The sequence below is a fragment of the Candidatus Spongiihabitans sp. genome (genome assembly GCF_965247905.1).
In the GTDB taxonomy this organism is placed as follows: domain Bacteria; phylum Pseudomonadota; class Gammaproteobacteria; order Arenicellales; family Poriferihabitantaceae; genus Spongiihabitans.
Genome location: NZ_OZ252047.1, coordinates 315,288 through 329,022, shown reverse-complemented (window position 1 = coordinate 329,022; position 13,735 = coordinate 315,288). Strand labels below are relative to the sequence as shown.

19 protein-coding genes and 3 pseudogenes are annotated in these 13,735 nt (G+C 46.7%); 14 read left to right on the top strand and 8 right to left on the bottom strand.

The window, feature by feature from the left end; genetic code table 11:
• Nucleotides 1-355 precede the first annotated feature (355 nt).
• Nucleotides 356-1,540, bottom strand: a complete 1,185-nt coding sequence (locus tag ACP158_RS01810; protein WP_424945609.1) for an ISNCY family transposase — start codon at nucleotides 1,538-1,540, stop codon at nucleotides 356-358.
• 150 nt (nucleotides 1,541-1,690) lie between these two features.
• On the opposite strand from ACP158_RS01810, the gene ACP158_RS01805 reads away from it, so the two are divergent.
• The 3 genes from ACP158_RS01805 to ACP158_RS01795 are packed head-to-tail and all read left to right on the top strand — an operon-like array spanning nucleotide 1,691 to nucleotide 2,976.
• Nucleotides 1,691-2,611 (top strand): IS1595 family transposase, encoded by a 921-nt coding sequence (locus tag ACP158_RS01805; RefSeq protein ID WP_424945610.1) that lies wholly within the window; start codon nucleotides 1,691-1,693, stop codon nucleotides 2,609-2,611.
• Nucleotides 2,608-2,793, top strand: a complete 186-nt coding sequence (locus ACP158_RS01800; RefSeq protein ID WP_424945611.1) for a hypothetical protein — start codon at nucleotides 2,608-2,610, stop codon at nucleotides 2,791-2,793. The genes ACP158_RS01805 and ACP158_RS01800 overlap by 4 nt, the downstream gene beginning before the upstream one ends.
• 36 nt (nucleotides 2,794-2,829) lie before the next feature.
• A complete protein-coding gene (locus ACP158_RS01795) occupies nucleotides 2,830-2,976 on the top strand; it encodes a hypothetical protein (protein ID WP_424945612.1) in 147 nt (48 codons plus the stop codon).
• On the opposite strand, the gene folK is transcribed toward ACP158_RS01795, so the two are convergent.
• Together folK and folB are read right to left on the bottom strand one after the other, a co-directional pair.
• Nucleotides 2,969-3,379, bottom strand: coding sequence for a 2-amino-4-hydroxy-6-hydroxymethyldihydropteridine diphosphokinase (folK, locus tag ACP158_RS01790; RefSeq protein WP_424947286.1), 411 nt, complete (start codon nucleotides 3,377-3,379; stop codon nucleotides 2,969-2,971). The two genes, ACP158_RS01795 and folK, sit on opposite strands and share 8 nt — an antisense overlap.
• Nucleotides 3,380-3,384: 5 nt before the next feature.
• A complete protein-coding gene (gene folB / locus ACP158_RS01785; protein WP_424947285.1) occupies nucleotides 3,385-3,747 on the bottom strand; it encodes a dihydroneopterin aldolase in 363 nt (120 codons plus the stop codon).
• A 95-nt stretch (nucleotides 3,748-3,842) separates the two neighbouring features.
• Between folB and plsY the strand changes: the two genes are divergently transcribed.
• Complete coding sequence (gene plsY / locus ACP158_RS01780) at nucleotides 3,843-4,427, top strand: glycerol-3-phosphate 1-O-acyltransferase PlsY (protein ID WP_424947284.1); 585 nt, start codon at nucleotides 3,843-3,845, stop codon at nucleotides 4,425-4,427.
• 49 nt (nucleotides 4,428-4,476) lie between these two features.
• Here the strand turns inward: plsY and tsaD are convergent, their stop codons facing one another.
• Nucleotides 4,477-5,529 carry a tRNA (adenosine(37)-N6)-threonylcarbamoyltransferase complex transferase subunit TsaD gene (gene tsaD, locus ACP158_RS01775; protein ID WP_424947283.1) on the bottom strand — a complete coding sequence of 351 codons (1,053 nt, stop codon included), beginning with the start codon at nucleotides 5,527-5,529 and terminating at the stop codon, nucleotides 4,477-4,479.
• A 163-nt stretch (nucleotides 5,530-5,692) separates the two neighbouring features.
• Here tsaD and aat point away from each other — a divergent pair, with 163 nt between their 5' ends.
• The 10 genes and pseudogenes from aat (at nucleotide 5,693) to ACP158_RS01725 (ending at nucleotide 11,737) form a co-directional block, all read left to right on the top strand.
• Nucleotides 5,693-6,397 (top strand): leucyl/phenylalanyl-tRNA--protein transferase, encoded by a 705-nt coding sequence (gene aat / locus ACP158_RS01770; protein WP_424947282.1) that lies wholly within the window; start codon nucleotides 5,693-5,695, stop codon nucleotides 6,395-6,397.
• Nucleotides 6,398-6,493: 96 nt separating this feature from the next.
• Complete coding sequence (locus ACP158_RS01765; RefSeq protein WP_424947281.1) at nucleotides 6,494-7,441, top strand: 5'-nucleotidase; 948 nt, start codon at nucleotides 6,494-6,496, stop codon at nucleotides 7,439-7,441.
• Nucleotides 7,442-7,654: 213 nt separating this feature from the next.
• Nucleotides 7,655-8,218, top strand: coding sequence for a hypothetical protein (locus ACP158_RS01760; protein WP_424947280.1), 564 nt, complete (start codon nucleotides 7,655-7,657; stop codon nucleotides 8,216-8,218).
• Nucleotides 8,219-8,479: 261 nt separating this feature from the next.
• Nucleotides 8,480-8,786, top strand: a pseudogene (locus ACP158_RS01755) (NIPSNAP family protein).
• 125 nt (nucleotides 8,787-8,911) lie between these two features.
• Complete coding sequence (locus ACP158_RS01750; protein WP_424947279.1) at nucleotides 8,912-9,328, top strand: hypothetical protein; 417 nt, start codon at nucleotides 8,912-8,914, stop codon at nucleotides 9,326-9,328.
• Nucleotides 9,325-10,044: a hypothetical protein gene (locus ACP158_RS01745; protein ID WP_424947278.1), complete on the top strand. Its 720-nt coding sequence runs from the start codon at nucleotides 9,325-9,327 to the stop codon at nucleotides 10,042-10,044. Before ACP158_RS01750 ends, ACP158_RS01745 begins: the two co-directional genes overlap by 4 nt.
• A 145-nt stretch (nucleotides 10,045-10,189) precedes the next feature.
• Nucleotides 10,190-10,627 carry a DNA N-6-adenine-methyltransferase gene (locus ACP158_RS01740; protein ID WP_424947277.1) on the top strand — a complete coding sequence of 146 codons (438 nt, stop codon included), beginning with the start codon at nucleotides 10,190-10,192 and terminating at the stop codon, nucleotides 10,625-10,627.
• A 72-nt stretch (nucleotides 10,628-10,699) separates the two neighbouring features.
• The gene (locus ACP158_RS01735; RefSeq protein WP_424947276.1) at nucleotides 10,700-11,029 is read left to right on the top strand and encodes a hypothetical protein; all 330 of its coding nucleotides are present in this window, start codon (nucleotides 10,700-10,702) and stop codon (nucleotides 11,027-11,029) included.
• A 50-nt stretch (nucleotides 11,030-11,079) separates the two neighbouring features.
• Entirely contained in the window at nucleotides 11,080-11,466 is a 387-nt protein-coding gene (locus tag ACP158_RS01730) for a hypothetical protein (RefSeq protein ID WP_424947275.1), read from the top strand.
• Nucleotides 11,390-11,737, top strand: coding sequence for a hypothetical protein (locus ACP158_RS01725; RefSeq protein ID WP_424947274.1), 348 nt, complete (start codon nucleotides 11,390-11,392; stop codon nucleotides 11,735-11,737). Before ACP158_RS01730 ends, ACP158_RS01725 begins: the two co-directional genes overlap by 77 nt.
• Before the next feature lie 52 nt (nucleotides 11,738-11,789).
• On the opposite strand, the pseudogene ACP158_RS01720 reads toward ACP158_RS01725, so the two are convergent.
• The 4 genes and pseudogenes from ACP158_RS01720 to tatA form a co-directional block, all read right to left on the bottom strand.
• Nucleotides 11,790-11,900: pseudogene (locus tag ACP158_RS01720) on the bottom strand (DUF255 domain-containing protein); the annotation flags it as partial.
• Nucleotides 11,901-12,031: 131 nt separating this feature from the next.
• Nucleotides 12,032-12,787: pseudogene (tatC, locus tag ACP158_RS01715) on the bottom strand (twin-arginine translocase subunit TatC); the annotation flags it as partial.
• Nucleotides 12,784-13,428: a Sec-independent protein translocase protein TatB gene (gene tatB, locus ACP158_RS01710; protein WP_424947273.1), complete on the bottom strand. Its 645-nt coding sequence runs from the start codon at nucleotides 13,426-13,428 to the stop codon at nucleotides 12,784-12,786. The pseudogene tatC and the gene tatB, both read right to left, overlap by 4 nt.
• An 11-nt stretch (nucleotides 13,429-13,439) precedes the next feature.
• Complete coding sequence (gene tatA, locus ACP158_RS01705; RefSeq protein WP_424947272.1) at nucleotides 13,440-13,703, bottom strand: twin-arginine translocase TatA/TatE family subunit; 264 nt, start codon at nucleotides 13,701-13,703, stop codon at nucleotides 13,440-13,442.
• Nucleotides 13,704-13,735: the final 32 nt, after the last annotated feature.

Below are 13,735 nucleotides of genomic sequence, written 5' to 3'. Positions count from 1 at the left end.
GCGGTTTATACCAGAAATCTCAGACAATGGATAGAGCAAAGAGAGGCCGACATGAACTCATCCGACCAAAGCGAATGACCAAGGCGAATAGACTAGAGCCAAAAATTCGCTGCCCGAAGCTTTTGGGCATGATCAAGATCCAACCACATTTGCTTGAATTTCACGCCGCTGACCGGATGCGCCAGAGTCGGGTATAAATCCGATAATGGTTTTAAAAGGGAACTATCAAGGAAAGTTGACAAAATCGAAAGGAATTTGATTAAAGAGTGTTAGGAGTAAATAGAACTGTCCTAATAATTGACACGACATCTGTCCGCTTTTAATTGGTTTATACTCCTGACATTGTGAAGCGGATTTACGCAACGTCAGCCTGTATTTGTTCCTCATTCAATAAACAGCCATCTTTTGAATATCGTCCCAGTCGTCTGGGACCATGAAAAATTGAAATCAAGCCATCTAAATGGATCACAACCTTTACTTTGGCTTTGATGTAATGATAGCGATGTTTGTCTTTCGGCAGTTGTAAATTGAGGTTGTTAAATTGCACGCAATTGTCTTTCCTCACCCTGCGCTCATAACGCTGACAAAGGTAATCATCCAGATTAACACCGGCAAGCCGGACAAACGCATTGCCTTGTTCTCTTGCAGGACGTGCAAACTCCTCATTGAAGGCCGGCATGTAATGATGGTTAAGGTATGCATTAGCGGCTTTTATATCGGTGATGCCGTTGAGAGCCAATTCTTGAGGCAAGCGCCCTTGGTGAGTAGCAAAGGCACGTTCAGATCGCCCGCGAGCCTCAGGCGAATAGGCGGCAATCATATCAATGCCTAAGCGTTTAAGGGCAATGCCAAATTGAGTCGGATTGTTTTTATCCACCTTGCCGCCCACCTCTGGTGTATGCCAGTAATGGCTGCCCCGGTCGGAATAGAAAGTACAGAAAATACCTTTAGCCTTGAGTACATCTTTGACACCCAGCAACGAACTGACCGTGCCTTCCTGTTCAACAAAGCGCATGGAATAATGCTCGTTAGTGGCATCATCCATAGTCACAATTAAATCCCAATACACCCCGGGCACCCATAAATGGGTGCTGCCATCTTGATGGATCATCATGCCGGGCAATGCACTGGGGAGCCGTTTAATGCGATGAGGTCCAGGTGATTGACCTTTGGCCACCAAATTAGCTGATTGAAGTTGGTTTTTAACCCAGCTATAGCTACGTGACCCCTGGTGTTTTCGTTGATACCAACGATGAAAATGCCTGACATTCCAGCCATTATATCGACTGGAATATAAATCAGTTAATGCCATCACCTCATCAACCGGAGCGCACCGTACTGATAGGGTGTGCAGTCTTTTGTCACACAAGCCTTCCAGCCCTGACTCTTCATAACGGTTGATATACCTGCGAAAACTACGACTGCAGACTCCTAACAAAATGGCTGCCTCCTCTTGGCTTAATCGTTTGCATTGATATCCTTCATATGCCTCTTCAAATCTCATCTGTTTTAATTCCTCAACAAAGGCTGTCCGGTTCATTTGCTACCCCCAAATAGGATAGAATAAATCCGGACAGTTCACGTGTTAATTATTAGGACAGATAATTTACTCCTAACAGAATTTGATTAAAGAGTTGACAAAACGCCAAAGATAGATTAGGATTATCATACCAAAAAAAGAGGACTACTCATGACCAGAAAAGCAAAAACCATCGGTCTTGTCGGACTGTTAAATTATTTCCCCGACGAGCAAAGCGTAGTAACCTATTTAGAACGGTTGCGCTGGGGCGACACGCCAACCTGCCCGAAATGCGGCTCGGTTGAGCGATTTACTCCACAAAAACAATTGGGCAGATGGTGGTGTAAATCTGGCCGTCATTACTTCACTGCGTGGCATGACACGCCGCTGGAATACGGAAAGATACCGAAACGCAAATGGATTATCGCCGCCTACTTGCTTGTAACAGCGCGAAAAGGAATATCAAGCCTTCAATTATCAAAAGAGTTAGAAATCAGCCAGCAAAGTGCCTGGTATCTGCTTCATCGACTTCGTGAGGCCTGTGCCGGCAAAAACGAAATGCTGGCTGGAGTGGTTGAAATTGATGAAACCTACATCGGTGGCAAACAAAAAAACCGTCATGACAGCAAGCCTCGACACGCCACCGGTGGTCGCGGCAAGCAAGCAGTGTTGGGTATGCGTGAGCGTGGTGGTAAAGTAAAAGCGAAACCGATCGGAGATACCGGTATGGTTACAATGCGCCGGGAAATTGATTCATCAGTGGAAGCCGGGGCGACTATCTACACCGACGAGCATCGCAGTTACGACCGATTGAACACCGCTTACAATCATATGGCGGTCAAACATAGTGCCAAAGAGTTTGTTAATGGAATGGCACATACAAACAGCATTGAAAGCGTTTGGGCGGTATTGAAGCGCGGATATAACGGCGTTTATCATAATTGGAGCGACAAACACACGCACCGATATGTGAATGAATTTACCTTTCGACTCAATGAGGGTAATTGCTCTATTGATACTGGTGACCGAATTGACGCTCTTTTCGGAAGGATGGTCGGCAAAACTATAACCTACGAGGAACTAACACAATGAATTGGGCTAACCAGACAATTTGGACAGGTGATAATTTGCCGATTATGCGTGGAATGAACAGTAATTCGGTAGATTTAATTTATTTAGATCCACCATTCAATTCAAATCATGATTACTCAGCGCCGATAGGCAGCGAAGCCGCTGGCGCGGCGTTCAAGGATACATGGGGTGAAAGACAATGACTATTGTTGTATTAATATTCGAGTTTGCAGATGACTTTGAAACAGATAGATAAGTCCGCTCGCGCTTTGTTAGCAATGCCGAAGCCTCGTGGCAAGGTGCGTCGTGCAAAAAAATCAGATCTCAAACGTCGATTTAAACTTGTGATTCTTAAAGGCAAGCCAACGATGTTGGAAATCAAGTAACCCCTGGGTTTGTCAACTTTCCTTGATAATTCCCTTTTAAAACATAGGCCTGTTTCTCAATCTCGTCTCTGGGAATATTAAGCCCGTCAGGACGCAAATTTTTATCGCCGAATAACACCACATCGATATCCAAATGCCGATTGTTGAATGATTGTTGCCCGCGAATGCGCCCTGCCGCAGTTTCAATATGGCGTAATGTATCCCGTATATCCAAAAGCGAGGATGAGGTCTTAAAGCCAAGCACTAAGTTAAAAAATGCCGGCCCGTCAAATCCAATTGCGGCGGTTTCATAGATCGGTGAAATCTCAATTTCACCATACCGATCGCCAATTTGCTTAACCGCGAAGCGAATATTTTTTTCCCGATTAATATTGCTGCCGAGACCCAGAACAACGTGAATCACCCCATTTACCCGCTTTCCATTTGCCCTCTTTCTATGATGACGCCAACGTCTCCCGCGGCCCGCACTGCGCCGAATTTATTGACTTTTACCCGGCACCACTTAATGGCAAACTCAGCCGTTAGCATGGCGGCGATTTCCTCTGCCAGCTTCTCCACCAACGCAAATCTGGATTCCTTGACCAAGGAGCGCACGCGCTTGGAGACCTGTTTGTAGCTTAAGGCATCTTGCAAACGGTCGCTTTTCGCCGCAACGGAAATGTCGAATCCCATATCGAGATCGATGGCGACGGTCTGGGTAATTTGCTTTTCCCATTCCCAAACACCAATAACGCAGTCGACTTTTAGTCCATGAAGGTAAATAATGTCCATTGATGAATTTCGCTCCTGAGGCGAACTGTAATGCGCCAAATGTAATGCAAATTTCGACCAATATCCAATGTTAAATTTTCCCTGCTGAATTTTCCATGTTGAATTTTATGTTGCCGCTGCTGGCCTACTGTTTTGGTTCAATCTCCAGCGCAATCATCGTCTGTCGCATCATGCGCCTGCCCGATCCGCGCACCAGCGGCTCGAACAACCCGGGCGCAACCAATGTGCTGCGCATCGGCGGCAAAAAAGCGGCGGCGATCACATTAATCGGCGACCTGCTCAAAGGGTTGGCGCCCATGCTCATCGCCAAAATGCTGACCGACAATGCAACGGTCATAGCGCTGGTCGGCGCGGCCGCGTTTATGGGGCACTTGTACCCGGTTTTTTTTAGCGGCAAAGGCGGCAAGGGCGTGGCCACCGCCACCGGTGTGTTTATTGGTTTGAGTTGGCCGCTAACGCTGGTGTTGTTGGCTATTTGGCTGAGCATGGCGACAGCATTCCGCTATTCATCGCTGGCGGCGCTAACGGCGGCGGCATTGGCGCCCTTTTTTGTATTGTGGCTAGTGCCGGGCCTGCCGTTTTTCCTGCTAACCCTGGTTATCGCGGTATTGCTGTTTTGGCGCCACAAGGAAAACCTGTCTCGACTATGGCGCGGGCAGGAAAGCAAAATCGGCGCTTAGCGCGTGCCAGCGCACCGCCGTCTTGACTGCGCGCGAATCAACATGGCGATCAACCTGGCGGCGACTCAATGTCTTCCAGGCTCCATCTAGGATGCACATCAAACGCGCAAGTGTTCGCATGGGCGTTGACCGCGGGCTCTCCAGTGGCCAGGCCCGCAAGGGCCAATCGAAAGCAGCCCGCATAGGCAATCATCGCGCCGTTGTCGGTGCAAAATTCCGCGCGCGGGTAGAATAGCCTAACCTCATTTTGATCGGCGAATTTTTGCAATGTGGCGCGCAATCGTTGATTCGCCCCGACCCCGCCGGCCACGACCAATCGTTTTCGCCGGGTTTGCGACAGCGCCCTCGAACACTTGATCTTGAGTGTATCGGCCACCGCAATCTCGAATGCCAACGCAATATCCGCAATGGTTTGTTCGTCAAGATGATGTTTTTGCGCGGTGGTCAAGGTATGCGTTTTCAATCCGCTGAAACTGAAATCCAGGCCGGGGCGGTTGGTCATTGGCCGCGGAAAAGTGAATCTATTGGCATCGCCGCCGGCCGCCGCTTTGGCGATGGCCGGGCCGCCGGGATAATCCAGGCCGAGCAGTTTCGCGGTTTTGTCAAACGCCTCGCCGGCCGCATCATCGACCGACTGGCCCAGGATTTTGTAGTTGCCAGCCGCTTCCACGTCAACTAACAATGTGTGTCCGCCGGAGACCAACAGCGCCAAAAACGGAAATGCCGGGGGACTGTCTTCCAGCATGGGCGACAACAAATGCCCCTCCATATGATGGATGCCGATAGCGGGCACGCCCCAGGATTGCGCCAGGCTTTTGCCCAACGACGCGCCAACCAGCAGTGCGCCGACCAACCCTGGTCCAGCGGTGTAGGCCACCGCATCCAGTTTTTTCGCGTCATTCACTGGGTCCTTAATCAAGCTGTCGATCAGCGGCAACAGCACGCGAATATGATCGCGCGCCGCAAGTTCCGGAACGACGCCGCCGTAGGGTTGATGCAAATCAACCTGAGAGGCCAAGCGATGCACAATCAAGCCCTGATGGCTGTCGTAGATAGCCGCGCCGGTATCATCGCAGGAAGTTTCAATGCCTAAAATTCTCATCTCGGTAGTTATTTCTTGATTGATCGGGCGCTTCGCATTGATGGATTTTATAACAACCAGATAGTATATTGACGGGCATAATCGACAGGCGCAACTGAAATTGCGTTTGCCTTTGGCGCCATGCCTTTGGCACTATATGTCTTTGGCACTATAAATACCCGCAATGAATGCCGCAGAAGATTTTCCTGAGGTTAAATACGCCACAGACGAAGGCTTGTTGGCGCTGGGCGGAGATTTAAGCGCGCCGCGTCTGATTGCCGCCTACCGAAAAGGCATATTCCCCTGGTATCACGCGGGCCAGCCGATCCTGTGGTGGTCGCCCGACCCCAGATGCGTTTTATTCCCTGCGCAATACAAACCGCAACGCAGCCTGAAAAAATCAATCAAAAAACAGCGCTTGGTTTTTTCTTTCGACCAGACCTTTGAGGAAGTCATCAATCATTGTGCGGCTCGTCAATCTATGGGTCAATCTATGGCGCGCGCGAACAGCACTGGCACCTGGATCACCGACGACATGAAGGATGCCTATATTAATCTGCATCGCCTGGGCTATGCTCATTCCGTGGAAACCTGGCGGGACGGCGCGTTGGTGGGCGGCTTGTATGGCGTTGCCGTGGGCGGCGTGTTTTTTGGCGAGAGCATGTTTAGTCAAATCAGCGACGCCTCCAAAGCGGCATTGAACTTTTTAATCTCCCATTTAACAGCCTGGAATTTTCAACTCATCGATTGCCAAATAACGTCGCCTCATTTGCTGAGCCTGGGCGCGGTGGAAATTCCTCGCACCGAATTCCTTGAGCGGCTAGACTGCGCGTTGACTCAGGCCGGCAAACCGGGCAGTTGGAAAAATATTCCGGTAGCCCCACAATAACAAAGGCTTAATGTTATGACGGTCTGCCCAATCTACCGGGTAATATCGACTTATCAAAGCAAATGTGCCTGATGCTAATTGTTAGGCACAATAGAAATGCCATACCCAATTGACCAAAAATTAGTAGTAGCAGTATCGTCGACCGCGTTGTTTGATCTCTCGGCAGAACACGACCTATACCTTAAATTAAGTGTTGATGAGTTTCGATCTTATCAACGAGAGCACAGGTCTGAAATGCCTTCTCCTGGTTCAGCATTTCCGTTCATTGAACGTCCATTAAATCTAAATACTATCTATGCTGACGAGCACCCAATGGAAGTAGTCATACTGTCGCGCAATCACGCTGATGCGGGCCTCAGAGCGATGGGTGCTGTGGAATACTATGGGTTAGAAATATCACGGTCATTTTTCCTCGCTGGACAAGCACCTTATCCCTACATGAATGCATTAGGGGCTGTTCTATATTTAAGTACTAACAAAGAAGAGGTTGAAAATGCTGTAAAGCAGGGTTTTCCTGCAGGCTATGTTTTACCTTGTGAAACACATCAAGCAACCGATGATAAACAGCTTCGAATGGCATTTGACTTTGATGGAGTGATAGCAAGTGATGAAGCAGAAGCGGTATTTAAAGACACTGGCAACCTTGACTTATTTCACGAACATGAAAAAAGACTTAGAGATATGCCATTGCGCGCTGGTCCGTTGATGCCACTTCTCCTTAAAATTTCTGAGTTTCAAAAATTAGAACGCCAAAAGGCCCAAAATATGGCGGAATATACTCAGATGATTAGAATTGCAATCGTAACCGCTAGAAATGCTCCAGCTCACGAGCGACTGATTACCACTTTAGCAAATGCTGGTATAGATGCAGATGAACTATTTTTATTAGGTGGCATTGAAAAGAAAAGAGTTTTGGACATACTAAAACCACATATTTTCTTTGATGATCAAATTGGGCATCTTGAACCAGCCGCAGAATCAACTCCTTCAGTTCATATTCCATTTGGTCTTGCAAACTTTAATGTGAAAAATAGCAATGCCTAACAAATCATTCCAGCTGACCGCTAACGCGGCAGCCGAATTCAAGCGTTCACACGGCACTTCGCGCCGTGTGAACGGCGGAGTTGGCCTAGGTCTAACACTATATTCTTGGCGCAAAGTGCCTTCGAACAAAGCGTTCGACCAGACCAATTCTCCAGCATAAAAAGAGGCAAGCCTCTAATATGCTGTTACAATTGGCAGGTCAACTCCACCGTTATGCTCAAGTTAATTCTAGGAAATAATATGAAATATATAATAATTATTATTTTAATGGGTGGGTTTTCTAGCGGCGCTCATTCTGTTGAAATGTCTCCTTATTCTGGTGAGGAAGTTAGGGCAATAAAATCAATGTCTCAAACTGAAATCAAAGGATATTTGAATGGAAAAGGCATGGGATTCGCGAAAGCTGCAGAACTTAATAATTATCCAGGCCCCAAACATGTACTTGAACTATCAAAGGAGTTATCTCTATCTAGCAAACAAAAGTCACAAACGGATGATATTTTTTATGCAATGCAATCCGACGCAATTACTTTAGGAATTGAGCTGATTAAACTAGAGAAAAATCTTGATAGCCTATTTTTAAATGAAGAAGCTGATAGCATAAAACTAGAAACAATTCTTAATAAGATTGGAATAGTTAAAACCAAAATAAGACAGGTTCATTTGGATGCTCATATTAAGCAAAAAAATATATTGTCATCGCAGCAGATTCTTCTTTACTCGGAATTAAGGGGCTATCAAAGAAATGCGTCTGTGCACAAAAAACATCATCATTAGAACCAAAAAAGAGCATAACAAGGCAAATCAGCCGATGCCGAAAAGCGGCGCGGCTGATTTGCGGTGTTCCCTCGGTGCTTCGCACTGAGGGACCGGTGGAGTTGACCTGAACTGGTCTGCGCTTTTTCTCGGTGCAAAGCACCATCGAACAAAGCGTTCGACCAGACCAATTCTCCAGCATAAAAAGATGCCAGCATCCAATATGCTGTTACAATTGGCAGGTCAACTCCACCGTCATCTTTTTAAAGGAAATCCACAATAATGATTACTTGTTATTTAAAATATGTAATTGATCCTTATAAAATTGACGAATTTGAGCAATATGCAAATGATGTGGATACCCTTAGTAAATAAATTTGGTGGTACACACCATGGATATTTTCTGCCCCACGAAGGTGCTAATAATATTGCTGTTGCTTTATTTAGTTTTCCATCATTGTCAGCTTATGAAGAATACAGCGTCAAAATGGCCAAAGACACAGATTGTAAAATTGCATACGAATATGCTGAGAAAACTAGATGTATCATTAGCTATGAACGTAGTTTTATGAAACCTATATTTGATTAATTTTTTAATCAATCGTAAAAAATAACAAAACGATCCACGCGGACACGCTTCGCGTGCCGGTGATCTCAGTGTTAGAAGGTATAGTTTCTTAATATGAACACAAAAATTGGGAGTTATAAAAACAAATGGCATATGAATCGGTAGATAAATTACAGAATGCTCTTGGCGAAAAAGTCTTTCATTACACGAAAGATAAGAAAAAAGCAGCAAGCAGAGCGCTTGGAACAATGGTTGAAATTATCACCTATTATCTTCTAAAAACTTGGGGTTTTAATAACTCGACTTCAATAGAAAGAGGACTTGTTGAATATGGGAATGAAGATATATCACATAATGTTGAATACTCCCTGCATCCCATAATCAAGGAGTATGGAGTTGCTATTCCTAATGACGGGAATTCAATTACAGCGGCCAAAATCCTAAAAGCATTGGGAGAAAAAACAATACAAAATTTGACAAAAAGAATAACAATCTTCTTGATACACATAATGTTCTTCGTAACGCTTGTACCATTGGCGAGTCAAAAGACTCATTTTTATTGACCAGTTTTAAGACTATTGGACAACAAGAGCATGAATTATTAGTCTTTGAGCAAATGCAAAAACCTTATGCAATATTTGAGTGCAAAAGGGTCGGAGTTGAAGAAGGAACAAAGAAAGGCCCTCAGACAATAGAAAAAGCAAAACAGGGAGCGTACGTTGCAAGAACCACGTCCTCCTTACAAAAAATTAGGACTGACACTGGAGAAAAATATGGGATAATATATCGTTCTGACAACCAACCGTACATAAAGCCTTATGTTGAGTTGATGAAGGAAATAATTTACTCTGATGACTCTGAATTGCTACAAAAATTCATTTTAACCGTTGGAGTAGTCAGTAATCATGGAAATTGGTTCACTGCCGAAAATTATAACAAAGAATTGAAGGTTTTAGCCCAATCATACGATTGGTTAATTTTTTTAACGGATAACGGACTGGCTCAATTCATTAATGAGTTATTGCTCAATCCAACACAGGAATACTTCAAGGTACAAGAGGCTTTTAAAAGTAGCTATACTGCTGATAAAAAGCGAAACGTTTTTACAAAGGTCAAGATGGATTTTGAAGCAGACACAGTTTTGCTCAAATACTTTTCGGACAAATTAAATGAAATTGAAGGCTGGTTTAACACCATCGCACCAGAAGGAAAAACAATTACTGAACTAAAGAGCGAACTCGTAGAGTTACGTTCTAAAAACTGGAAAGAAATACTATGAGTGCAGGAAGGACAGTAAATTCTCAAAGTCAAAGCTGGGGAACACCCCTTAAATATGTAAAAGCCATTAAACGTTTTTTTGGTGGTTCTCTTGCATTAGACCTTGCTCAAATAAATATTCGATAGTGCATGCAGAGACAGAATTTATGCTTCCACAAAATGATGGACTTAGAGAAGATTGGAACTATCCGACCGTCTATATGAATCCACCATATGGTGCTGACAGAGAAAGAGGGACAACAATAAAAAACTGGTTAGCAAAGTGTGCTTTAACTCACCAAAAATATAGTTCGGAAATATTGGCTTTAGTTCCGGTAGCGACAAATACAGGTCATTGGAAGCAAAGTGTTTTCGGGCAAGCGAGAGCCGTTTGTTTTCTCTATGACACAAGACTAAAATTTCTTGAAAATGGTTCCGGTGCAGGCAAAGGTGCTCCTATGGCATGTGCAATGATTTACTGGGGTAGGGATTATGATAAGTTCTACGATGTATTTATTGAGCATGGTGCCGTCGTTGACTTATCAAGCTTACAAAGAGAAGAGATAGGAGCAACAAGAAAGCAACTAAAATTGGTCTCTGGATAAAGATGTGTGCTGTTTAGAGCTATAAATGAAAAAACACATAACTCAAGCGTTAGACGACCAAGCATAGGGATAATGATCGACAGTGCAGAAGCAAGCCTTGAATTGATCATCAAGCGCATTGAGGGTGAGTATTCGAACTTCTCGGTCTCCTCACGCTGGGGTCGTCGTCAACTCATGCTAGGTCGGAAGATGTTTGCAACATTTTCGGAAATCGACATGTCGTTTAAACTTGGGGATGGCCAGTTAAGTCAGGCGTATTCGATTGCCGGCGCAGAGACATGGAATCCCAAAGGAAGGGGAAATCCGTCCAGGCGTTGGGTGCTGATTCCCATTTCCCAACAGAAACACTGGATGTCGCTGGCTTTGGAAGCGGCAAAGTACATGAATGAGCATGGCGCCTAACAAGCGCATGAACTACGTGCCGTCGGCGCCGGACGTAGCAAAGCTCGGTTATGCGGGCGTATCTTTCCGCGCCCCACGCCTGCCCATATATCGAACCTGAAACGGCGGCCACGGTTTTACTGGAGCCCGATTACAAGGTGGATAATGCGCTGTTTAGCGTATTGTTAAACTCCGGGTTTCGCCGCAACGGGAAAACCATTTACCGACCCCATTGCCGAAACTGCAATGCCTGCGTGTCGGCGAGAATTCCAGCCAGTGCGTATCTTCCCAATCGTGCTCAACTCAGGCGCTACAAAAAAATCAGGACCTCTGCGCCACAATGGCGCCCACCAGTTTCAAACAGGAACATTTTGAATTGTATTGCCGCTATCAATCGTGCACACCGGAGATGCCATGGACCACAACGACTCAGACCGCTACCAGGAGTTTATGGTTAAATCTTTGATTGAAACCGTATTCATGGAATATCGGTTGCAGGGAAAACTAACCGGGCTTTCGGTCTGTGACTTGCCGGATGATGGCATGTCGGCAGTTTATACTTTTTTCGATCCCGATTTTTCAACACGCAGTCTGGGAACATTTGCAATCATGAAACAAATTGAGTGCGTCCGTCAAATGCAATTGGATTGGTTATACCTGGGATACTGGATCGACGGCTGGTGTGATTATCGGCGCCGGGCTTTAACCCAGGAATTGTCATGCGGCTGATTATGCGTTGGGTGAAATCCATCAATCGACGATCCAGTGCCGACTCAAGCTCGCGGTCGATTTTTACCGGAATAAAATTTTCATTCAGAAACTTGGCGATTTTTTCGTTTTTATAACTTTCCTGCTACATCACGTGACACCAGCGGCACGCAAAATAACCCATCGAAAGATAAAGAGTTTTGTTTTGTTGTCTGGCTATTGCACCGCTTCCTCATTCCATGTCTGCCAAGCGACCGGGTCATCGCCATGCAAAGCCAGATAGGGCGCGGGGCGAGTCTGTCATTCGTGTTAATCATCGCTGGCTTCATCACCGACTGGGTCATTGTCGGCGCGGCTTTTCAAGAAGCGTGAGCAAATCAAGCCGATTTCAAACAAAAGCCATACCGGCAGCGCCAGCAAGGTTTGCGAAAAAACATCCGGCGGTGTTAATAACATGCCGAGCACAAATGCCGCCACGATGATGTAGGGGCGTTTTTTCGCCAGGCTTTGCTCGGTGGCGACGCCCATGTAAATCATCAACACGGTGGCCACCGGCACTTCGAAGGCCACGCCAAATGCAAAAAATAATTTTATTACAAATCCGAGATAGGCGTTGATGTCAGTCATTACCGCCACGCCTTCAGGGGCCGTATTGGCAAAAAATTCAAATATCAACGGAAACACCACGAAATACGCGAACAGGATTCCTAAATAAAACAAGGCGCTGCTGGAAACCAATAGCGGCACCACCAGCCGTTTTTCATGTTTATAGAGTCCCGGCGCCACAAACGCCCAGATTTGATACAACAAATACGGCACCGCGAGGGCGAACGCGCACGCGAACGCGAACTTGAACGGCACAAAAAACGGGCCATGCGGCTCGGTCGAGATCATGCTGTTGCCTTCGGGCAGGGCCGACATCAGCGGCTTGGCTAACACCTCATACAGGTCGTTGGCGAACGGCGCGAGCAGGATGAAAAACACCAGCACCGAAAACACGCCGCGCAACAATCGGTCGCGCAATTCGATCAAGTGCGAGACCAGCGTACCTTCGGCGGCGGGGGCGGTCATGGTCGTGGCTCAATTCGGTTGGCGCAGGGTTCACACTCGCGGTGTTTTTTACCGGTTATCTTTGCTTGCTCATGTCTCGCCTCTTTCATGCTGCCGAAGGGGCCATGCCATTTAGTATATCGCGGGTCGGAGCCGGCGCCGCGGCCATGTCCGTGCAGACAAAACTCACACGTCCCTTTATGTATGATGGTGTATTCACGATTACGATACAAACTTTCATAAATGTAGTAGGAGCCATCGCCGGTTTTTTTCACGTGCGGCATCGGTGTCGCCGCCGTCTTTTTGCCGCCGCCCGGGCTTGGCGATTCGGACACATCATCCGCGGATTTCCGCAATGCGGCGCCGACCTCTTTCTTCGCCGCCGCGCCCGCTTGGGTGATGTCCGTCAGCCCCTCGCCGACCGCCGCGCCCGCCGACTTCAGGTCGTCGCTTAACGCTTTGACTTGCTTCAAGCCATACTCGTTGTCGTCATACTCTTTCATCTCCTTCTTGACGTCCGCCATCACCTCGTTGAGCATACGCCGGCCCTTGCCGACCCACAGACCCGCGGTGCGCGCCACGCCGGGCAGGCGCTCGGGCCCAATGACCACCAGGGCGATGACGCCAATAAACGCCATCTCCCAAAAGCCAACATCAAACATGGGAATTTAAATCAGGATTTTTCCTTGTCGCTTTCCGCTTTTTCGGTAACGACCGCTTCTGCTTCGCTTATTTCTTCACTCGCCGTTTCGCCGTCTTGCTCGCCGTCTTTCTCAGTGGCCGCCGTCGTCTCTTCGGTCTTGATCGCCTTTTTGAAACCCTTGATCGCGCCGCCGAGGTCGCCGCCCAAGTTGCGCAGTTTCTTGGTGCCGAAAATCAATAACACGATCACTAAAATGATGATTAACTGAACCGGACTAATGCCGCCTATGCCCATAATTTTGTCTCCGCCTGTTGATGAATATTGAT